Origin of the sequence: Alteromonas sp. KUL106, assembly GCF_009811415.1 — a bacterium.
Classification (GTDB): domain Bacteria; phylum Pseudomonadota; class Gammaproteobacteria; order Enterobacterales; family Alteromonadaceae; genus Alteromonas.
On sequence record NZ_BLIG01000027.1, the window covers coordinates 96,263 to 114,490 of the forward strand.

15 protein-coding genes are annotated in these 18,228 nt (G+C 44.9%); 9 read left to right on the forward strand and 6 right to left on the reverse strand.

Going from position 1 to position 18,228, the window contains the following annotated elements; all coding sequences use genetic code 11:
• Positions 1–42 precede the first annotated feature (42 nt).
• The 7 genes from GVO63_RS10290 (at position 43) to GVO63_RS10320 (ending at position 9,525) form a co-directional block, all read left to right on the forward strand.
• Complete coding sequence (locus GVO63_RS10290) at positions 43–861, forward strand: sulfite exporter TauE/SafE family protein (RefSeq protein WP_159494639.1); 819 nt, start codon at positions 43–45, stop codon at positions 859–861.
• A gap of 10 nt (positions 862–871) precedes the next feature.
• On the forward strand, positions 872–2,140 hold the full coding sequence (locus GVO63_RS10295; RefSeq protein ID WP_159579648.1) for an alanine--glyoxylate aminotransferase family protein: 1,269 nt from the start codon (positions 872–874) through the stop codon (positions 2,138–2,140).
• On the forward strand, positions 2,133–3,368 hold the full coding sequence (locus GVO63_RS10300; RefSeq protein ID WP_159579650.1) for an allantoate amidohydrolase: 1,236 nt from the start codon (positions 2,133–2,135) through the stop codon (positions 3,366–3,368). Before GVO63_RS10295 ends, GVO63_RS10300 begins: the two co-directional genes overlap by 8 nt.
• 149 nt (positions 3,369–3,517) lie before the next feature.
• A complete protein-coding gene (locus GVO63_RS10305; RefSeq protein ID WP_159494636.1) occupies positions 3,518–3,883 on the forward strand; it encodes an AraC family ligand binding domain-containing protein in 366 nt (121 codons plus the stop codon).
• 240 nt (positions 3,884–4,123) lie between these two features.
• The gene (locus GVO63_RS10310; RefSeq protein ID WP_236552118.1) at positions 4,124–5,572 is read left to right on the forward strand and encodes a uracil-xanthine permease family protein; all 1,449 of its coding nucleotides are present in this window, start codon (positions 4,124–4,126) and stop codon (positions 5,570–5,572) included.
• Positions 5,573–5,815: 243 nt separating this feature from the next.
• Positions 5,816–8,251 carry a TonB-dependent siderophore receptor gene (locus GVO63_RS10315; RefSeq protein WP_159579652.1) on the forward strand — a complete coding sequence of 812 codons (2,436 nt, stop codon included), beginning with the start codon at positions 5,816–5,818 and terminating at the stop codon, positions 8,249–8,251.
• Positions 8,252–8,406: 155 nt separating this feature from the next.
• Complete coding sequence (locus GVO63_RS10320) at positions 8,407–9,525, forward strand: purine nucleoside permease (protein ID WP_159579654.1); 1,119 nt, start codon at positions 8,407–8,409, stop codon at positions 9,523–9,525.
• Positions 9,526–9,563: 38 nt separating this feature from the next.
• Here GVO63_RS10320 and GVO63_RS10325 read toward each other — a convergent pair whose 3' ends face one another.
• Together GVO63_RS10325 and GVO63_RS10330 are read right to left on the reverse strand one after the other, a co-directional pair.
• Positions 9,564–11,567, reverse strand: coding sequence for an ATP-binding protein (locus GVO63_RS10325; RefSeq protein WP_159579656.1), 2,004 nt, complete (start codon positions 11,565–11,567; stop codon positions 9,564–9,566).
• Positions 11,568–11,749: 182 nt separating this feature from the next.
• Entirely contained in the window at positions 11,750–12,670 is a 921-nt protein-coding gene (locus tag GVO63_RS10330; RefSeq protein ID WP_159579658.1) for a diguanylate cyclase, read from the reverse strand.
• 311 nt (positions 12,671–12,981) lie between these two features.
• Here GVO63_RS10330 and GVO63_RS10335 point away from each other — a divergent pair, with 311 nt between their 5' ends.
• Positions 12,982–13,350 carry an Hpt domain-containing protein gene (locus GVO63_RS10335; RefSeq protein ID WP_159579660.1) on the forward strand — a complete coding sequence of 123 codons (369 nt, stop codon included), beginning with the start codon at positions 12,982–12,984 and terminating at the stop codon, positions 13,348–13,350.
• 204 nt (positions 13,351–13,554) lie between these two features.
• On the opposite strand, the gene GVO63_RS10340 is transcribed toward GVO63_RS10335, so the two are convergent.
• Entirely contained in the window at positions 13,555–14,553 is a 999-nt protein-coding gene (locus GVO63_RS10340) for an adenosine deaminase (RefSeq protein ID WP_159579662.1), read from the reverse strand.
• 323 nt (positions 14,554–14,876) lie between these two features.
• On the opposite strand from GVO63_RS10340, the gene GVO63_RS10345 reads away from it, so the two are divergent.
• Positions 14,877–16,208 (forward strand): NCS2 family permease, encoded by a 1,332-nt coding sequence (locus tag GVO63_RS10345; RefSeq protein ID WP_159579664.1) that lies wholly within the window; start codon positions 14,877–14,879, stop codon positions 16,206–16,208.
• A 100-nt stretch (positions 16,209–16,308) separates the two neighbouring features.
• Here GVO63_RS10345 and GVO63_RS10350 read toward each other — a convergent pair whose 3' ends face one another.
• From GVO63_RS10350 to GVO63_RS10360, 3 genes are all read right to left on the reverse strand, one after another.
• Positions 16,309–16,566 (reverse strand): outer membrane protein assembly factor BamE, encoded by a 258-nt coding sequence (locus GVO63_RS10350; protein ID WP_159494628.1) that lies wholly within the window; start codon positions 16,564–16,566, stop codon positions 16,309–16,311.
• Positions 16,567–16,648: 82 nt separating this feature from the next.
• A complete protein-coding gene (gene puuE / locus GVO63_RS10355; RefSeq protein WP_159579666.1) occupies positions 16,649–17,578 on the reverse strand; it encodes an allantoinase PuuE in 930 nt (309 codons plus the stop codon).
• Between the two features lies 1 nt (position 17,579).
• Complete coding sequence (locus GVO63_RS10360) at positions 17,580–18,224, reverse strand: TetR/AcrR family transcriptional regulator (protein WP_159494626.1); 645 nt, start codon at positions 18,222–18,224, stop codon at positions 17,580–17,582.
• Positions 18,225–18,228: the final 4 nt, after the last annotated feature.

The following is an 18,228-nucleotide window of genomic DNA, read 5'->3' on the forward strand; positions in this document are numbered from 1 at the left end:
GTGACAGGTATTCGTTAAACATTTAATTGAGTAATAAATTACATGCAGTTTTTATTGGATAACCTTACGGTTATATTGTCGTTAATAGGTACTGGCGTATTTGCTGGTTTATTAGCAGGTATGCTTGGTGTAGGTGGCGGCATTGTTATTGTGCCGGTACTGTTCTTTCTATTTCAAGCGTTAGGGGTTTCCCCCGAGAGCGCTATGGTGATAGCAACGGCAACATCGCTTGCTACTATTGTTCCCACCTCGGTGAGTTCTATTCGTGCTCACCACAGCAAAGGCAATGTAGACTTCGTTTTACTAAAAGCCTGGGCCTTGTTCATCTTAATTGGCGTGCTTGCCGGAAGCTATGCGGTTACGGCCGTTAACCCCACGTTTCTTACCTTACTGTTTGGCATTATCGCGACCTTGTCAGCCATTAATATGCTCATTGGCAAAAAAGATGCCCTATTTAAGGGGCTACCGGGCCGCGCAGGACAGTCGCTTATGGCAACCTGCATAGGACTCTTTAGCGCTATGGTAGGCATTGGCGGCGGAACACTCACTGTGCCAACGCTCACGTTTTGTAATTACCCTGCGCACAAAGCGGTGGGCACTGCGGCAGCGGTGGGCTTGATCATTTCTCTCCCTGCCGCCTTAACTTTACTGTTTGTTGGCACTACCCCTGCGGATGCGCCTTACGCTACCTACGGTTACGTAAATCTGCTTGGGTTTGCTTGCATTGTGCCGCTAACGGTGCTGTTTGCTCCCGTAGGCGCGAGTATCGCAAATAAACTAGATGCAGGATTACTCAAGAAAATCTTCGCTGTTGTTTTGATCATTACTGGCTTGCGTATGCTAGCGCAAGTGCTTATCTAGGAGTACTCAGATGTCTACTGGAATGTCTAACAAAACTTTCGCTCCACTTTCTCCACCTCCCCGTTTATTGATGGGCCCTGGCCCCATCAATTGCTATCCACGTGTTTTAAGCGCTATGGCTACACAGCTTGTGGGGCAATACGACCCTGTAATGACAGGTTACATGAATGAAGTCATGCAGCTTTACCGCGATGTTTTCAATACGAAAAACCAGCAAACTTTTTTGGTTGATGGCACGTCGCGCGCGGGTATTGAAGCCGTAATGGTGTCAGCAATAGAACCGGGAGATAAAGTTCTTGTGCCTATCTTTGGGCGCTTTGGCCATTTGCTTGCTGAAATCGCCGAACGTGCTGATGCCGAAGTACACACCATAGAAGTGCCTTGGGGCGAAGTATTCACCGCTGAGCAAATAGAAGCGGCGATTAAAGAGGTGCAGCCAAAGTTATTGGCTATTGTTCAGGGTGATACCTCCACTACGATGCTCCAACCTTTGGCAGAAATTGGTGCGATTTGTGAGGCGCACAACGTTTTATTCTATTGTGATGCTACGGCCTCAATTGGCGGAAACCCTCTTGATGTTGATGCCTGGAAGTTAGACGCCGTATCGGTGGGCCTACAAAAATGTTTGGGTGGCCCCTCAGGCAGCGCACCAATCACCCTTAGCGACAAATTCGTAAAAACAGTGCGTACTCGCCATCATGTTGAAGCCGGTATTCGCGACGCGCATCACCAAGCGGCCCGTGGCCCAAAGATCCGCTCAAACTACTTTGATTTACCCATGATCATGGACTATTGGGGAGAAGAGCGCTTAAACCATCATACCGAAGCAGCCAGTATGCTGTATTGTGCGCGCGAGTGCGCTCGCCTTCATCTAGAAGAAGGCCAGCAAAACGTGATTGCGCGACATAAAGTGGCTGGTGATGCCATGCTAGCCGGTGTTCAAGCGATGGGGCTTGTGCCCTTTGGCGACCTAAAGCACAAAATGTACAACGTTGTGGGTGTTCATATCCCAGACGGCGTAAAAGGCGAAGAGGTGCGCGAAACCCTTCTTTTGCGATTCAACATTGAAATAGGCACTAGCTTTGGCCCGTTAAAAGGCAAAATATGGCGCATTGGGACGATGGGCTACAACGCCCGTGAGGACGCAGTGCTTCATACCCTTCAATCTCTTGAAACCGTGTTGCGCATGCAAGGATTCAATGCCACTGCAGGGAAAGGCGTAGATGCAGCATTAGCCGTGTACGCAGACGCGAAGTCGGCAGGAGTGACGAATGGGTGAATTTGCTGAATTAGCAATTCAGGTTATGGCGAGATGTGAAACATTAGGCACGTTAAGCCAAAACCCTGCCTGCTTAGACAGACGTTATCTCAGCGAACAGCATAGACTCGCAAATCAGCTAGCCTCGGGCTGGATGATTGAAGCAGGCATGACAACGTGGCAAGACGCAGTCGGTAATATTTGGGGGCGCTATACATCTAGCGTGCCAAATGCCCCTCGTCTGATATTAGGTAGTCACTTAGATACCGTACCAAACGGTGGAAAGTACGACGGAATGTTAGGCGTAGTAGCAGCTATTTCTCTCGTTGCTATGTTTGATGGAACACAAACCAAGTTTCCCTTTCACATCGACATCGTCGGCTTTTGTGACGAAGAGGGTACACGGTTTGGCACCACACTCTTGGGTAGTCGTGCGCTCACCGGCAAATGGGAAGATCAATGGCGCTTTTTGAAAGATGAAAACGGGATAAACCTGGAACAAGCCATGGCGAACTTTGGTTTGAACTTTGATGCCGTGAACAGCGCTGCTATTTCCCGAACGGATATCTTGGGGTATTTAGAGCTTCACATAGAGCAAGGCCCTGTTTTGGAGCAAGAAAACTTACCGGTGGGCGTTGTCAGTGCAATTGCGGGCGCAAAACGTTTTAATTTTACCGTTGAGGGTATGGCTGGTCACGCGGGTACAGTGCCAATGTCGATGCGAAAAGATGCCCTCTGCGCCAGCGCAGAAATGGTACTCGCTGTTGAAACAATAAGCCTTCAGCGCCCTGGTGTAGTAGCGACAGTGGGAAAAATTGAGAATGCACCCAACGGCGTCAATGTCATTTCGGGTCGCACCCGTTTTTCTCTCGATATTCGAAGTGAAGACGATAATTTGCGAGATTCTGTATTGGCAGAAATATTGCAAAAATTCGATGAGATTGCACAAACAAGACAACTAACGCTAAGTCGGGAACAGACCCATAGCGCGCCTGCTGTACATTGCGATGAATACTTAAAAAACGCGCTGCTGCGCGGCGTTCAGGAAAGTGAAATCTCACCACGGGTACTCGCATCGGGTGCGGGGCACGACGCCATGGCCATGGCTGATATTTGTCCGGTTGCCATGTTGTTCACTCGCTGTAAAGGGGGCATCAGCCACCACCCTGCTGAATCGATAACCCACGATGATGTAGCAGCAAGTCTGTCTGTACTTCACAAAACAATTAGCAAGCTACAGCATGGGTAGTTCTCACGTTAGTTAGACAGCGTTTGATACCATTTAACAGGATAAACATACACCTGCCGTCAAAGGCCTCATGTATCAGCATTTTGGGGAAGGCACGTTCTGATGTCTGTTGCTCAATATTGAACCACCATAGTTTTAGAGGGTTAATAATGAAAATAACAAGGATTTACAACGATGAAGCAGGAAAGAGTCACTTTGGTGAAGTGGAGATCGCGCTCAAAGACGGCGGCCCTATCGGAATGCTTTCAGAGAAGTTTGGTGCAGATAAAATAATATTTCGTGAAACCCCCGCAGACTACGACTTTAAATGGCATCCAGCCCCTGCCCGTCAGCTACTTTTTATTTTAAAAGGCCGTGCTGAATTTACCGTGTCAAATGGCGAGCGCCACGTGTTCGGTGCGGGCGACGTTTTGTTGCTGGAAGACACTGAGGGTGAAGGCCATTGTTCACGTGCCATGTACAACGAGGTGCGCCATTCGATATTTGTTACCTTAGGTGAAGGGGTGACCTTATAGAGCACTCAGAAGATATCGATGTATAGATGACATAAAAAATGCGCTAAATTGGCGCATTTTTTATATTTAAGCACCAATATTGGGCTTACAAGTCATCCACGCAATCAACCTCTTACAAAAAAGACCCTTAAACTCCTATAAATCAATAACTTAAAGTAAATAAATCACTCAGACCAAATGGTCAACATCTTGCACTGTTCCTCATATTATTTATCTCTTGTATGAAATAAGGGAATTTGCATGTCTTCTAGCAACAGCGAGTTAATCTACGACTTGCACGACAATCCAGCTCTGTTGCCTTCTGTAACGGCCGCGTTTCAGCATTTGTTGGCCAGTTTTGTTGGTGTTATAACGCCCACGCTCATTGTCACCTCATCACTAGGTTTAACCGAATACACCCCCTATCTCATTAGTATGGCATTGTTTGTAAGCGGCATTGGCACTGCAATTCAGACTAAGCGAATTGGCCCAGTGGGCAGCGGACTTGTCGCTATTCAAGGTACCAGTTTCGCGTTTATCAGTGCATTGATTTTGGCTGGAAACCAAGTTAAGGCGAATGGCGGCACGTCAGAAGACGTGCTTGCGCTGCTATTTGGGCTAACGATGGCGGGTGCGATGGTAGAAATTGTGTTCAGTCTTTTCGTTAATCGTCTACAACGCATTATCACCCCGCTAACTACTGGAATTGTGATCACTGCGATAGGTCTAAGCTTAATCAATGTGGGTATGACAGATCTTGCAGGCGGTTTTAATGCCGCAAACTTTGCTAGTACTGACAATTTGTTTGTGGGCCTGGGCGTATTACTCATTATTGTATTTTTAAATGCATCGACTAATCACTGGCTTCGATTGAGCGCTATTTTTATTGGTATGGCTGTGGGCGCGGTCTATATCGCTCTAACTAAAGGTCTAGATTTCAGCAACTTGTCTTCACTTTCTATAGTGGCAATTCCCACCCCATTCGCATTCGGCATTGCTTTTGATATCAACTTATTTCTTCCTATAGCACTTATTTACTTATTTAGTGCAATAGAAACGGCGGGCGATCTTACGGCAAACAGCCTTTTTTGTAAGCAACCCGTAAGTGGTCCTGTGTATTTACGTCGCATCAAAGGCGGCATTCTCGGTGACGGTGTTAATTCACTGCTGGCCGGCATGTTTAACACCTTCCCCAACACCACATTCGGGCAAAACAACGGCGTGATTCAACTTACCGGCATCGCCAGTCGTAAAGTAGGCTTTTTCGTCGCTGGGCTGTTTGTTTTCATTGGCTGCTTTCCTATTGTGGGCGGTGTTTTACAGGCCATCCCTAAACCTGTGTTAGGAGGCGCAACGTTGGTCATGTTTGCCATGGTGGCCGTGGGTGGCTTAAAACTACTGGCTAGCTATGCCCTTGACAGACGCAGCAGCTTAGTTACGGCCTGTGCTTTAGGTATGGCCATTGGTGTAATGATGGTGCCAGAGGCACTGTCGCAGCTTCCTGGCTGGCTTGAAAACATTCTGCTATCGCCAGTGACTTCAGCAGGACTAACGGCCGTTTTGTTAGACCTAACCTTACCTGGCAAACATGTAAAAAGCGTTAAAGAGACGAGCCCTGCCGTAAAGATACCTCTCCCTACAACCGTCATGTTGGATATGAAGCAACGAACTAAGGAATCGCCATCCCTTTATGGTGCAAAAGTACGATAGCAATCACCACTAAGGTGCATATATCGCAAAATCCTTATCTATTAACATTTAAATAACAATATAAGAACAACATTATATTTTAAAATCCATATAATTCAGCAACTTAATGCATGCGCAAAAGTTGACCAACTGGTTAAGTAGTTGGCACTTTTCCTGCTAAATCTGTTGCATACAGCAAGACGCAATAGAAATATCGCGTGAATAAAGCTCTAAAAAAGAGCAACTAAAAATAATGAGGAAACCATGAAAAACACTACATTCGTATTATCTCCTCTTGCAAAAGCTTTAGCGATGACAACAGCGGTAGCCTTGTCATCTCAGGCGTTTGCGCAAGAAGAGACAGAGGTTAAAGAGAAAGACGTCGAGAAAATCCAGGTAACTGGCTCACTTGGTAGTTTACCGGGTCAAGACGTAGAATCTGTTTTTGGATTCGGTAAATCTATTCTTGAAACTCCTCGTTCTGCATCGACGATTTCTCAAGAACAGATGGAGCGCTTTAACGTTTCTGATATTGACGAACTGGTAGCGTTTGCACCAGGTACTTTTACCCAATCATTCTTTGGTGTAGCTGGTTCACTTGACGTCCGTGGTACACCGGGTGAAACCTATTTTCGCGGCATGAGACGTTTAGATAACCCAGGTAACTACCCTACCCCCATTGGTGCTTCAAGCCGAATTGATATAGTTCGCGGTCCAGCTTCTCCTATCTATGGCCCAGCTAAAATCGGCGGCTATCTAAACTTTAACCCCAAATCAGCGCGCGCGTCGGGTGGTCAGTATCTAGATGCCCCAACAGGTGCGATGTCTTATACAACGGGCACGTGGAATAAGAGTATTCTTACGGCTGAAGTTGGCGGTCCTGCGAGCATTTCTGGAAAAGAAATGGGTTATTACATTTATGGTGAGTTAGAAAACTCAGATAGCTATTACGAGAATACACAAACCGATCAGTCCGTGCTTCAGGCTTCTTTCAACATTGATATTAATGATAGCCTACGTTTTGAATTCGGCGGTATGTACCATGACTACGATGGAAACCAAGTCGCTGGCTGGAACCGTTTAACGCAAGAACTTGTTGACGATGGCACTTACATTACAGGTACCGCACAACCTATTGATACTGATAACGATGGTCAAATTAGTCACGAAGAGTACGCTGCCGTTGCGGGTCAAATCTCCCCCTTTATTTTCACACCTGCGGTTCCACTGGATTCAGTGACAGGGGACTTTTTCGACCCTCTTATGGCTCTAGAGAACCCTGGTATCACTACCTTGAGCGGAAGCCAAACACTCGTAGCGCCCGATGATCAGCTCGGTAATGAAGCCATCACGCTTTATTTTGATACTATTTACTACACAGACAACTGGGAAATTCGCAACCAGCTTTTCTATGATGCCTACGACAATATCAACGAAAATGCGTATGGTTTCTCACAGTTCCACGATAGCTGGGTAGTAGAAGATAAACTGATATTTGCTACAGAATACGAAAACGACGGGTTGTTAGCGCAGTTTCAATTTTCACCTTCAGTTCGCTACACCGAATTTGAGCACGGCGACGACTTTACCTACGAGTTTTTCAATCGTCGCGATCTGACGATGCCTTCATCGGCACTTGATCGACGCCTTTTATCGACCCGTTCGGGCAAAAACTACGATAACTACGACGTAGGTAACTACCTAGACCTAGGTATTGCTGCAATGACCGATTTGACCTGGGACTGGGGTTTGAACCTAGTACTTGGTTTACGATATGACACCATTGACATCGAAAGCACGTCACGCACGGACTTACTTTTAGGCGCTACCGGTGATGAAACACCTGTTTACGCGGAAGAGACCGTGGATGGTTGGTCTTGGAATGCAAGTATTTCTTATGAATTTGAATTCGGTCTTATTCCGTACTTCACCGCAGCGGAGCAAGCAACGCTGGTTGCAGGCCAAGGTGCTGAGATTGGCGTTGGTCAACTTAATCAACCTGGCGGTAGCGGTGCATTCGACACGTCTGAATTAATAGAGTACGGGGTTAAAGGCTCACTTGTTGATGATACCCTTTATTTCGCACTTTCATTCTTCGAGCAAGAGCGTACCGATTTTAATACGCAAAATACGGTAACGAACAATACAACAAATAACCAAGGCACCGAGTTTGAGCTCCGCTGGGTGGTTAATGAAAACCTAGTTGTATCTGCTGGCTACACGAATATCGAAGTAATTAACTTAACGGCACTAGCCAATGGCAATCAGTTCGGTTTCTTAGGCGCTGACGATTTAGTTGCGCTCGATGATCCTTCATTAATATTCGGCGGAAATGTTGTAGGTTTAAACCTAGTTGGTGAAGGGCAAACCAATTCTGACGGAAGAAAGGCTGGTATACCGGAAAACATCTACACGCTAACCGCAACGTATGACTTCCAAAACGGCTATGCTGCAAACGTGAGTGTGGTAGATGTGGATGAAGTGGCTTCAGGCTACTCTGCGGCAGTTACACTTCCAGCTTACACGCTTGTAAACGCTGGATTATCTTACAAAGCTGAAAACTGGGCGTTAAACCTGACGGTTAAGAACTTAACTGACGAACGTTATTTCCGTTCTAACTTCCCTGACTTGTTCGGTAGCCAAATTGTGCTTCCTGAACTACCCCGTCACTTCAACGCGAGGTTCTCTTACTCGTTCTAGGTACAAGACCTGAGCAGGTTGTTGTGTTACAGCATACGCTGTAACACGACAACTTTTTACAGTTCCTAGCATTACGATTATCCTCTTTCATTTAAGCGCCCTGCTCACGCCTTGAAGGTCACTTCAATACGGCGTTCTTTATTTAGGATTTCTCCATGCATATTGCTTTACAAAAATGGCTTACTAACCTGAAAACTTCGCTTATTTTAACCACCCTCCTTTGCTTTTCACTAACATCAATGTCAGCTGAAGTTAAGTCACATGACATGCTCCCTTTGAAAGTGAAGGTGGTTGTTGTGAGTATGTTTGAAATTGGTGAAGACGAGGGCGATGCGCCGGGCGAATTTCAATTATGGAAAACGCGACAGGCGCTGACAACACAATATGCACTTCCTCACGGTTACCATGACATTTACGCCAACAAAGAGACAGGTGTAATTGGCATAGTAACAGGCATGGGGATTGCGCGGGCATCTGCAGCTATAATGTCGCTGGGTTTGGATGAACGCTTCGATCTCAGCGAAGCGTATTGGTTGGTGGCGGGTATTGCAGGTGTTGACCCTGCCGACAACACCATTGGCAGTGCCATTTGGACAGATTACGTGGTAGATGGTGACTTGGCCCATCACATTGACGCACGTGAAATTCCGGCAAATTGGACCACCGGCTACTTTCCCCTATTTACCCATGCGCCTTATGAAAACGCGGACGCTGTAGATATAAACAATAGCCCTAATGGCGAAGTGTACGCCCTCAATATTTCCCTCGCAAAATGGGCTTTTACGCTTACAAAAGATACTGAACTTTTAAACAATGATGCAATGGATGCGTTAAGGGAAAAGTATACAAACTCTCCACGAGCTAAGGGGTTGCCGAATGTCTCTATGGGCTCACATTTATCTGCCTCAACGTTTTGGCACGGCGAGAAGCTCAATACATGGGCGAATGATTGGGTAGCTTACTGGACGAACGGGAAAGGAAATTTCGTTACATCGGGAATGGAAGATTCTGCCACGCTTCAAAGCTTAACTTACCTAGACAACGCTGGACTTGTTGATAAAGAGCGACTTCTTATTTTACGTACTGCGAGCAATTTTACGATGCAACCACCCAGTTTGAGCGCCGCCGACAATTTAAAGCGGGAAAGTTCGGGCAACGGATATGCCGCAATGGGGGCAGCAATTGAAGCCGCCTATCGCGTGGGCTCTCAGGTAACCGACTACATTGTTAAACATTGGGAAGAAGTACAACACTCAACTCCCAAGGCACAATGAGAATAAGCACCGCTTTCTTTGCTGAATAATTGACGTCACTATGCAGTGATAGATTTCGCCTTAAGGGCTATGCTAAGTTGTGCGGTGACATCATTTTGAACAACGGGTTTTGACAGGAAATCTGACATGCCCGCTTGGCTACAGCTAATTTTATCTTGTGCGGTAGTATTCGCGGTTACCGCAACAACGCGCCCAAACCGAGAAAGTAGCCCCTCTTGCTTAATAATTTTTGTCGCGCTCATCCCATCTAGAACAGGCATTGCACAGTCCATAAAAATAAGATCATACCGTTTAGCGCGCGCCATCTCGACGGCAACTTCGCCATTCTCAGCTTCATCGGGAACGTAATTAAACCTTTCAAGCATAGAACCCAATACCAAACGATTAATATCATTGTCGTCAACGACAAGTATATTAAGCGGCACATTTAAGAGTTCAGATGAAAGTTCTACATCGTTTTTAGCTTCGTTATCTAACGACGCCATTTCAACAGGTATTGCTATATCAAAACATGTTCCCTTGCCTACTTTTGAACGAACTTCTAGCTCGCCCCCCATCTTCTCGATAAGCTGGTTAACGATCGACAGCCCAAGGCCATTGCCATTTAGTTCTTCCGAAGCGCTAGCGGTAGTGTTTTGAAAAGGTCTAAATATTCGCGACAATATTTCATCGTTCATACCCACACCTGAATCTTCAATTGACGCCAGCAGAACAGGAACATTACTCTGCTGCTTTAACGTAACCTGAATAGAGATATAGCCTTTAGAAGTAAACTTAACAGCGTTTGAAAGCAAGTTTGTGAGCACTTGGCTTATCCTTGCTGCATCTCCTTTTACATAGGTTTTTTCTTCAAATGACAGAACCGCATATAGCCTTATCCCTTTCTCTGCGCATTTACCTTTAAATACATCAGCGATATCTTCGGCCAAGGAGCGTACGCAAAAATCACTATAACTCAATGAAAACTCGCCATTTATTATTGAGGTGTAGTCAAGCACATCGTTAATTAAAGACAAAAGACGGTCGGCGCTGTGCAAAGCAATATCAGCCTTTTTAATTCGAACATTGTCTTTCTTTTCAAACCTAATAGCTTGAAGCATGCCTGTAATACCGTTGAGGGGGGTCTTCAATTCATGGCTGATTCTCGAAAGCAGCAAACCGCGTTCTTTTGACGCCAATTCAGCCTCTTTGCGGCGGGCTTCAAGTTCCAGCCTAAGCTGAACTGATTTATTCACATTCTGACAAGTACCGAACAAACGAGTACACCTGCCGTTTTTGAACTCCGCCATACCGTGGGTCTCAATCCACACGGAATTCCCCATAGCAGACACTAACTCGAGTGTTGCACTCCAAGGCTCCCCAGTCTCAATAGTATGGGATACGATTCGAGAAATCTCATTTCTATTAAAGCCTTCTTTGTAGAAACCAATAGCATCTTCCATCGTAGGCTTAAAATCATCACTCACCTCATGGATACGCCGCGTTTGTGTTGACCAAGAGAGCGTATTATTGAGAACATCGACTTCCCACGTTCCAATGCTCGCAACGCTTTGTAACTTCTCGTAGAGGGTATTTTGATGGCTCTCCCCTCTCTCTATCTGATATTTTTCTAACGTGACGCCTAAACAGTCGTCTAGCAGCATGACTTTATCAAGGTTAGCAGGCTGTTCTGGACACGCATTAATAAACACAAGAAAAACTTGTCGTCCATCAAAATGATGAACGCGGCCGCGAATATACTTTTCGGCATTAAAATACGTGGTGAACCACTGTTTGAAAACCGACGTGGCCTTTACGCTGTTAGATGGGAAACTATTGTTAACTGAAATGCTAGACGCAAACGAAGGCAATGTCTTGAAATTAGGTGGATAAGCAGACGACGCCTTAATAAGGATGTTAACGGCATCATCCTCGATTTGCAGTAGTAAACCTTGGAAAACACCTAAAGTATCGCATCCGCGCTGGACGAGTTTAGATAAGGACATTTTAAGCTGCTCTTCTAGCTTAATATTTACACTCGACTGCTCGTCAAAATAAAACATTGCCCTATTCCTACGCTTAACACTTATTATTCAAAGTAGCCAATAAACGCCAAATGACCACTGACATGAGATACCCTCGTGAATTGATAATAGCTTGGCTTGCCTATGAAGGATATTAAACAATAGGATAGGTAATACCAATCCACATAGATGAAGACATATGCTTAAAGGCCTTTGAAGCGCTAACCTTTTGCTTGATTTCTACCCAGTTCCTTGGCCTCAAAAAGGGAAACATCTGCATCCTCAATAAGCGATGAATAATCGTCGTCGATGACATCTTTAGCCTTCCAAACTGCGAATCCAGCGCTGATTGATACACGTCCATCAATGCCTTTAGCGTGCGGAATGTCAGCGTTTGTTACCGCTTCGACAATCTGCTGTGCGACTAACTTAATTCCTTGGTAATCGCTATAAGGCAAAATCACTAGAAATTCTTCGCCACCAAAACGAATAACTGCATCCTTCGGGCGTTTTACGGTGTCTGCGATAATTTTTGCAACTTTCTGCAAACAAAGGTCTCCCTCCAAATGCCCGTAGTTGTCATTAAAGAGCTTGAAATAATCGATATCGATCATTATTGCTCCGATCATATCTTGATCTCTTGCGACTTGTTTGATTAGCAAAGGGATTTCTTTCGTTAAATACGTACGATTGTATAAGCCCGTTAACTGATCGTGAAACGTCATATTTTCAAAAAACTCGGTACGCAGCTTATTCTGAATATGGGTTTTTATGCGATGTGTTAGCGTAGATGCATTGACAGGCTTTAATACGAAGTCGGAAGCGCCAACTTCCCAACACGCATTTTCGCTTTCGACATCCATGGTCGAGGTGACAAAAATGACAGGTATTTGACTTGTAACAGGTGACTGTTTGAGCGCCTTACATACCTCTAAACCATTCATATCAGGCATATTCATATCTAACAGCACCAAATCCGGTGCATTTTTAGCACAGTATGACAGCGCCTCTTGACCAGAATCTACCGTTTCGCAATAAAAGACATGTTCCAATATAGACTCTAACAACATGCGACTGATCGGCTCATCATCAACGATGAGAACGGAACATTGCGTGTAGGGCTTTATTTCTTGTACATTCATTAGTTTAGATCGTATGTGCCGAAGAAGAAATTCGATTTGGCCTTGGGTATTTGTTGAAGAGTGAATGAAAACGATTAGCAGTGTAACACTAATTAATGAAAAATATACCGGAAACATAAACCGTTAGTCGTTTAAGTTTTCAATATGACCTAATTCAGGCATGGTCATGTTACGTATTATCAATGATACTCAAAAGTGCGTTAATCTTTAGTCTATTTTCGATAAGTTTCTAACAATATTGGCTATTCAAAGATTGACTGGGTCGCTCAAATAACCAAAGATTATGGCAAGTAACTTGTTTGGTGATGAGAATGCATACTTTAGATAACAACAAGACGCTTTCAAAAGAACAATTATGGAATAGAGATGCGGCAATAAGTCGGCTTGGTGGAAACGAAGGACTGCTTAACCGTATTGTGGATATGTTTTTGGCTCAAATAGAACAAAAACATGACGCGCTTATAAAAGCAGTGGCTGAGATGAACCTCGAAGCGGTAAGGTTTACTAGTCACTCCATGAAAGGTGCATCTGGCGATGTGGGTGCGGATGCTATTCGTGGGAAAGCGGCGGCGATTGAAATGAAAGCAAAGCAGGATGACACCAATAGTCTACATGAAGATATGCGCGAACTTCATGCGCTTATCTCACAAACGATCAAGGTAATGCGCCCCGAAAATTAATCGTTCAAAAACCGGGTTGCATTCCCCAACCGAGTGTTTATTTAGCCTCACCTGATAAACGAGGCTCGTTTTGTTTACGATGCAATTGTCGCTTGTAATATTTGTTGACCAATAAAAGCGCTTTTCAGCCTATTAAGGCTAATATTAGCGGTTGAAGACGCATATTAGCCGTTAAAGACGCATATTAGCCATTGAAGACGCATATTAGCCGTTGAAGACTCTGTCAATAAATTCCGTTTTTGCCTGTTCAGGAAGAAAACTCGCCTTAAAGCTATTGGCCGCTAGCGTCCTGATCGTGTGCTCATCTAAATTGAGTGATTGATGCAGCGCGTCAAAATTATCGTTTAAGAACCCACCGAAGTATGTCGGGTCGTCAGAATTTACTGTCACTAGCAGCCCCGCGTTTAAAAGCTCGATAATATTGTGCTCCTTCATATCATCAATCACACAGAGTTTTAGGTTACTTAACGGGCATACGGTCAGAGGTATTTGTCTTTCTTTTAAAAGCGCCATCAAGGCTTCGTCTTCTTGACAACGAACCCCATGATCTATGCGGTCCACATCAAGCAGTTCAATCGCTTCCCAGATATATGACGCGGGCCCCTCTTCACCGGCATGGGCCACAACTTTGAAACCCAAGGATTTCGCGCTCTTGAAAACGCGTTCGAATTTCGACGGTGGGTGGCCGAGTTCAGAACTGTCTAATCCTACTGCTGTTATGTGTTTATAGTAAGGCTTGGCCTCTTCCAATGTCTCAAACGCAGCGTCTTCTGACAGATGACGTAAAAAGGACATAATGAGATAGCTACTGATGCCGTATTCTTCTTTTGCTTTTTCCATTGCACGCAAAAAGCCTGACATGAACACGTCAAAACCTATACCTCTTTCTGTGTGGGTTTGCGGGTCGAACATGATTTCAGTATGAACGATATTGTCATCAAAACACCGCGTCAAATACTCCCACATTAAAGTGAAGAAATCCTCTTCGTCTCTCAACACCCCTGCCCCAGCGTAATATAAATCGAGGAAGCTCTGTAAATCTTGAAAGTTGTATGCAGCTTCTATCTCTTTCACGTTTGCATAGGGAAGTGTTACACTGTGTTTCTTAGCTAGGCGCCACATGAGTTCAGGCGTTAAGCTTCCTTCTATATGCAGATGCAATTCGGCCTTTGGTATGTTTTTAATTATTGATGACAGCGACATGGCCCCTCTCTTAATCGCACCAACATGATGCATTGGCGTTATTATGGTGCGTGTTAATGTATCTAAAATGCTATCTGTAAACGAGTTCTTTTACTCATTTAGGTTTTGTTTGCGGTTTTTTTAACTTCGTTTATGTTGTTTACCAACCGTTTGGCTGCACCCTGTGCTGCTTGGCTAGTGACGTTACATCACACAATGATAACTATTTGATCATTGTACTACATTGTAAGTTAGCACAAAACGAACCAACAAGTTGACTAACTGGTCAGTTTATTGCTTTCAATGCCCAAAACACTTAGTGAAACATATACAGAGAACTCTTGATGTCTAACAACGTTATTGAGCGGCTATTCAAGCTGCAAGAACATGGAACCACAGTAAGAACAGAAATCATTGCAGGGCTTACAACGTTCGCAGCCATGTCATACATACTTGTCGTGAATCCCGGTATCTTAGGGCTAAGCGGCATGCCTGTGGAAGGACTGATTACCGTAACCGCGTTGGCAGCGTGTATTGGCACGCTAATGATGGCGCTCATGACAAATTATCCCATCGCTCTTGCACCGGGTATGGGGTTAAATGCATTTTTCGCATTTACTATTTGCTTGGGTCGAGAAGTGCCATGGGAAGCCGCGTTGGGCATTGTATTTTGGAACGGCATACTGTTTTTGCTGCTGTCACTTACGGGAGTTCGAACAAAAATCGCCGAGTCGATACCGCCCTCGTTAAAAATTGGCGTTCAGTGCGGTATAGGCTTATTCATTGCGTTTATTGGTCTTAAGAATGCTGGGTTAATTGTTGATAACCCCGCCACCTTTGTGCAACTTGGCGATCTTTCTGAGCCTGCTGTTATGCTCGCTTTGATAGGTATTATATTTACCATCGTATTAATGGTGAAGCGCGTAACCGGAGCGATATTAATTTCCATTGTCACGCTTACCCTCATTGGTGCTTTTATACCCACAGAAGATGGCACGTTAACGTCAACACCTTCAGCGATTGTAGGCATGCCAGAGTCTATTTCAAAGACCTTCATGGCAATGGATTTTTGGTACCCCATCGACCATCTCGCTGAGACGTGGGATCTGATTTTTGCCCTTATGTTCGTCAATATGTTTGATACCATCGGAACGTTAATTGGTGTATCTCGTAAAGCAAATCTTTTAACGCCTGAGGGCACACTCCCGAAGATTGGCGCAGCTATGACAGCCGATGCATCAGCAAGTGTTGCTGGCGCGATGATAGGAACTTCACCGGTCACCAGCTATGTAGAATCCGCTACCGGCGTTTCTGCTGGCGGCAGAACCGGCCTTACAGCCGTTGTGGTTTCTGTGTGCTTTTTATTGTCGCTTTTTTTGACACCGTTAATGAAAGTTATCCCCCTCATGGCGACCACGCCCGCGTTGCTTATGGTGGGTATTCTAATGATGGAGTCAATACGACAAGTTGATTTTGATGATTTAGGTGCGCTAGCTACAGCATCGGTCACACTCATTGCAATGCCGCTTACGTTTAGTATTAGTGAGGGTATCGCGCTTGGTTTTATAACCTACGTCGGTATCAAGGTGGGGACGGGAAAATATAAAGACGTCACGCCACTCACCTACGCACTCGCCATTATTTTTCTGCTGCGCTACCTGTTGGACTTAAAATAAATCCATAATGCGCTACTGCTTTAGGCTGGAAAATAAACGTAAAAAGGTGGCTTATAAGCCACCTTTTTATTGCATAAATTTTATCGGTTATAAAGTGACGTTATTTAAGGCCATCGTAAGTAAACGTCACCGCTTTATCACCCATAAACATGATTTTCACAAACTTGCTGTCTTCACTTCCCCATGTGCACGCCATGGTGCCCATGGTTTTTCCGCAGTTATCTGCCGAGCCTAAAATTGCTTCAACTTCATCTTGCGTCATGCCCATTTCTAACTTGTCGTAGTTTTCTTTAGTTAACTTTGAGCAGCCCGTCAGTGCCAGTGCACCGAGAGCAAGTAGAGCGAGTTTAGTTTTCATAGTGTGTATCCTTTAGCAAAAAAGCGAACGAGAATTTAGACCAATCCGCATAACCGTTTTAACGATTGCTGTAATGTATATGTTATTTAGTGCTCTTGTCACCATCCCCTTTAGGATGATTGTCGAGCCAATGACGCGCGATTTGCTCTCGCGTGGCTAGCCATACTTTGTCATGGGATTTTACGTATTCAATAAAGCGCTTGAGCGCCGCCAAGCGAGCAGGCCTACCTATAATGCGATTGTGAAGACCTATCGATAGCATTTTAGGGGCTTCTTGTCCTTCTTCATACAGCACGTCGAACGCATCTTTTAAATAAGTGAAAAACTGTTCGCCACTATTGAAACCCTGAGGCGTAGCAAAGCGCATATCGTTGGTATCTAACGTGTAAGGCACCATTAATAATGGCTTACTGTAGTGACAGTCATAATAAGGTAAATCGTCAGCGTAAGAATCAGCGCAATATAAAATGTCGTCTCTTTCGGCGATAAGCTTTAGCGTGTTTGGACTTGTTCTACCGGTATACCAACCAGCGGGTTTAGCCCCCGTCAGTTGCTCGTGAAGAATGATCGCATCATCAATTTGCTTGCGCTCTTGTTCCTCACTCATATCTTGATAGTGTATCCAGCGCATGGCATGACTCGCAATTTCCCACCCTGAATCAATCATTGCCTGTACTGCTTCAGGATGCCTTTGCAAGGCCATTGTGACACCAAAGACGGTAACGGGAATGTCGAATTTATTGAGTAGGCGGTGTAGACGCCAAAATCCGGCACGGCTGCCGTACTCATAAATTGACTCCATACTTAAATGGCGATCTTTGTAGGCCTGTGCACCGATAATTTCCGATAAGAAAATCTCCGATGCTTCATCTCCATGAAGAACACAGTTCTCACCGCCTTCCTCGTAGTTTAATACAAACTGAACCGCGATTTTTGCGTTACCCGGCCAGTTTGCATGTGGTACGTGTTGTCCGTAACCTACTAAATCTCTTGGATACGTTGAATCAACCATGCTACACCTCAAAGGTTTCAGGCGTAGATAAACCGCAGCCGCCCAATATCAGCTTAACAACTTGCTTCGTTGCGTCTTCAAAGTCTGCTTTGGTCATTTTTTTGCCGCGAAGACGGGTAATTTGCGCTGAAAAGTCAGCATAATGCTGGGTGCTCGCCCAAATGGTGTAAAGTAAATATTCACCTTCTATAGGCGGAAGCTTGCCCGCGCTAATCCACGCATCAATGACGGCAAGTCTGCCTTTCATCCACAGCGCATGCTCTTCGTCAAAGTACCCACTTAAATTTTGTGCACCATTAATAATTTCCATTGCGAAAATTTTTGAGGCCATTGGGTGTGTTCGCGATACTTCCATTTTTTCTGCAATGTAATTGGCCAGTACCTCTGCGGGGTCGTCTTCTACCGTGGCTTTATCAAATCTCGAATTCCACAGCGACAGGGTTTCTTCCAAAACGGCAACGTAGAGTTCTTGTTTGGATTTGAAGTAATATAAAACATTGGTTTTTGGCAGCCCTGCTTCGTCAGCAATTTTTTGCACCGCGGTGCCTTTAAAACCAAATTGTGCAAAGCACTTTTCAGCGGCCTGGAGTATCTTTCTTCTGTTCATAGCGCCAACGCCAACGTCAACACTTTTTAACTTCATCATTATT

What these genes read in the sequence shown, in the direction of transcription:
- GVO63_RS10290 (WP_159494639.1), top strand. Translation starts at nt 43, where the DNA reads ATGCAGTTTTTATTGGATAACCTTACGGTTATATTGTCGTTAATAGGT.
- GVO63_RS10295 (WP_159579648.1), top strand. Translation starts at nt 872, where the DNA reads ATGTCTACTGGAATGTCTAACAAAACTTTCGCTCCACTTTCTCCACCT.
- GVO63_RS10300 (WP_159579650.1), top strand. Translation starts at nt 2,133, where the DNA reads ATGGGTGAATTTGCTGAATTAGCAATTCAGGTTATGGCGAGATGTGAA.
- GVO63_RS10305 (WP_159494636.1), top strand. Translation starts at nt 3,518, where the DNA reads ATGAAAATAACAAGGATTTACAACGATGAAGCAGGAAAGAGTCACTTT.
- GVO63_RS10310 (WP_236552118.1), top strand. Translation starts at nt 4,124, where the DNA reads ATGTCTTCTAGCAACAGCGAGTTAATCTACGACTTGCACGACAATCCA.
- GVO63_RS10315 (WP_159579652.1), top strand. Translation starts at nt 5,816, where the DNA reads ATGAAAAACACTACATTCGTATTATCTCCTCTTGCAAAAGCTTTAGCG.
- GVO63_RS10320 (WP_159579654.1), top strand. Translation starts at nt 8,407, where the DNA reads ATGCATATTGCTTTACAAAAATGGCTTACTAACCTGAAAACTTCGCTT.
- GVO63_RS10325 (WP_159579656.1), bottom strand. Translation starts at nt 11,567, where the DNA reads ATGTTTTATTTTGACGAGCAGTCGAGTGTAAATATTAAGCTAGAAGAG.
- GVO63_RS10330 (WP_159579658.1), bottom strand. Translation starts at nt 12,670, where the DNA reads ATGAATGTACAAGAAATAAAGCCCTACACGCAATGTTCCGTTCTCATC.
- GVO63_RS10335 (WP_159579660.1), top strand. Translation starts at nt 12,982, where the DNA reads ATGCATACTTTAGATAACAACAAGACGCTTTCAAAAGAACAATTATGG.
- GVO63_RS10340 (WP_159579662.1), bottom strand. Translation starts at nt 14,553, where the DNA reads ATGTCGCTGTCATCAATAATTAAAAACATACCAAAGGCCGAATTGCAT.
- GVO63_RS10345 (WP_159579664.1), top strand. Translation starts at nt 14,877, where the DNA reads ATGTCTAACAACGTTATTGAGCGGCTATTCAAGCTGCAAGAACATGGA.
- GVO63_RS10350 (WP_159494628.1), bottom strand. Translation starts at nt 16,566, where the DNA reads ATGAAAACTAAACTCGCTCTACTTGCTCTCGGTGCACTGGCACTGACG.
- puuE (WP_159579666.1), bottom strand. Translation starts at nt 17,578, where the DNA reads ATGGTTGATTCAACGTATCCAAGAGATTTAGTAGGTTACGGACAACAC.
- GVO63_RS10360 (WP_159494626.1), bottom strand. Translation starts at nt 18,224, where the DNA reads ATGATGAAGTTAAAAAGTGTTGACGTTGGCGTTGGCGCTATGAACAGA.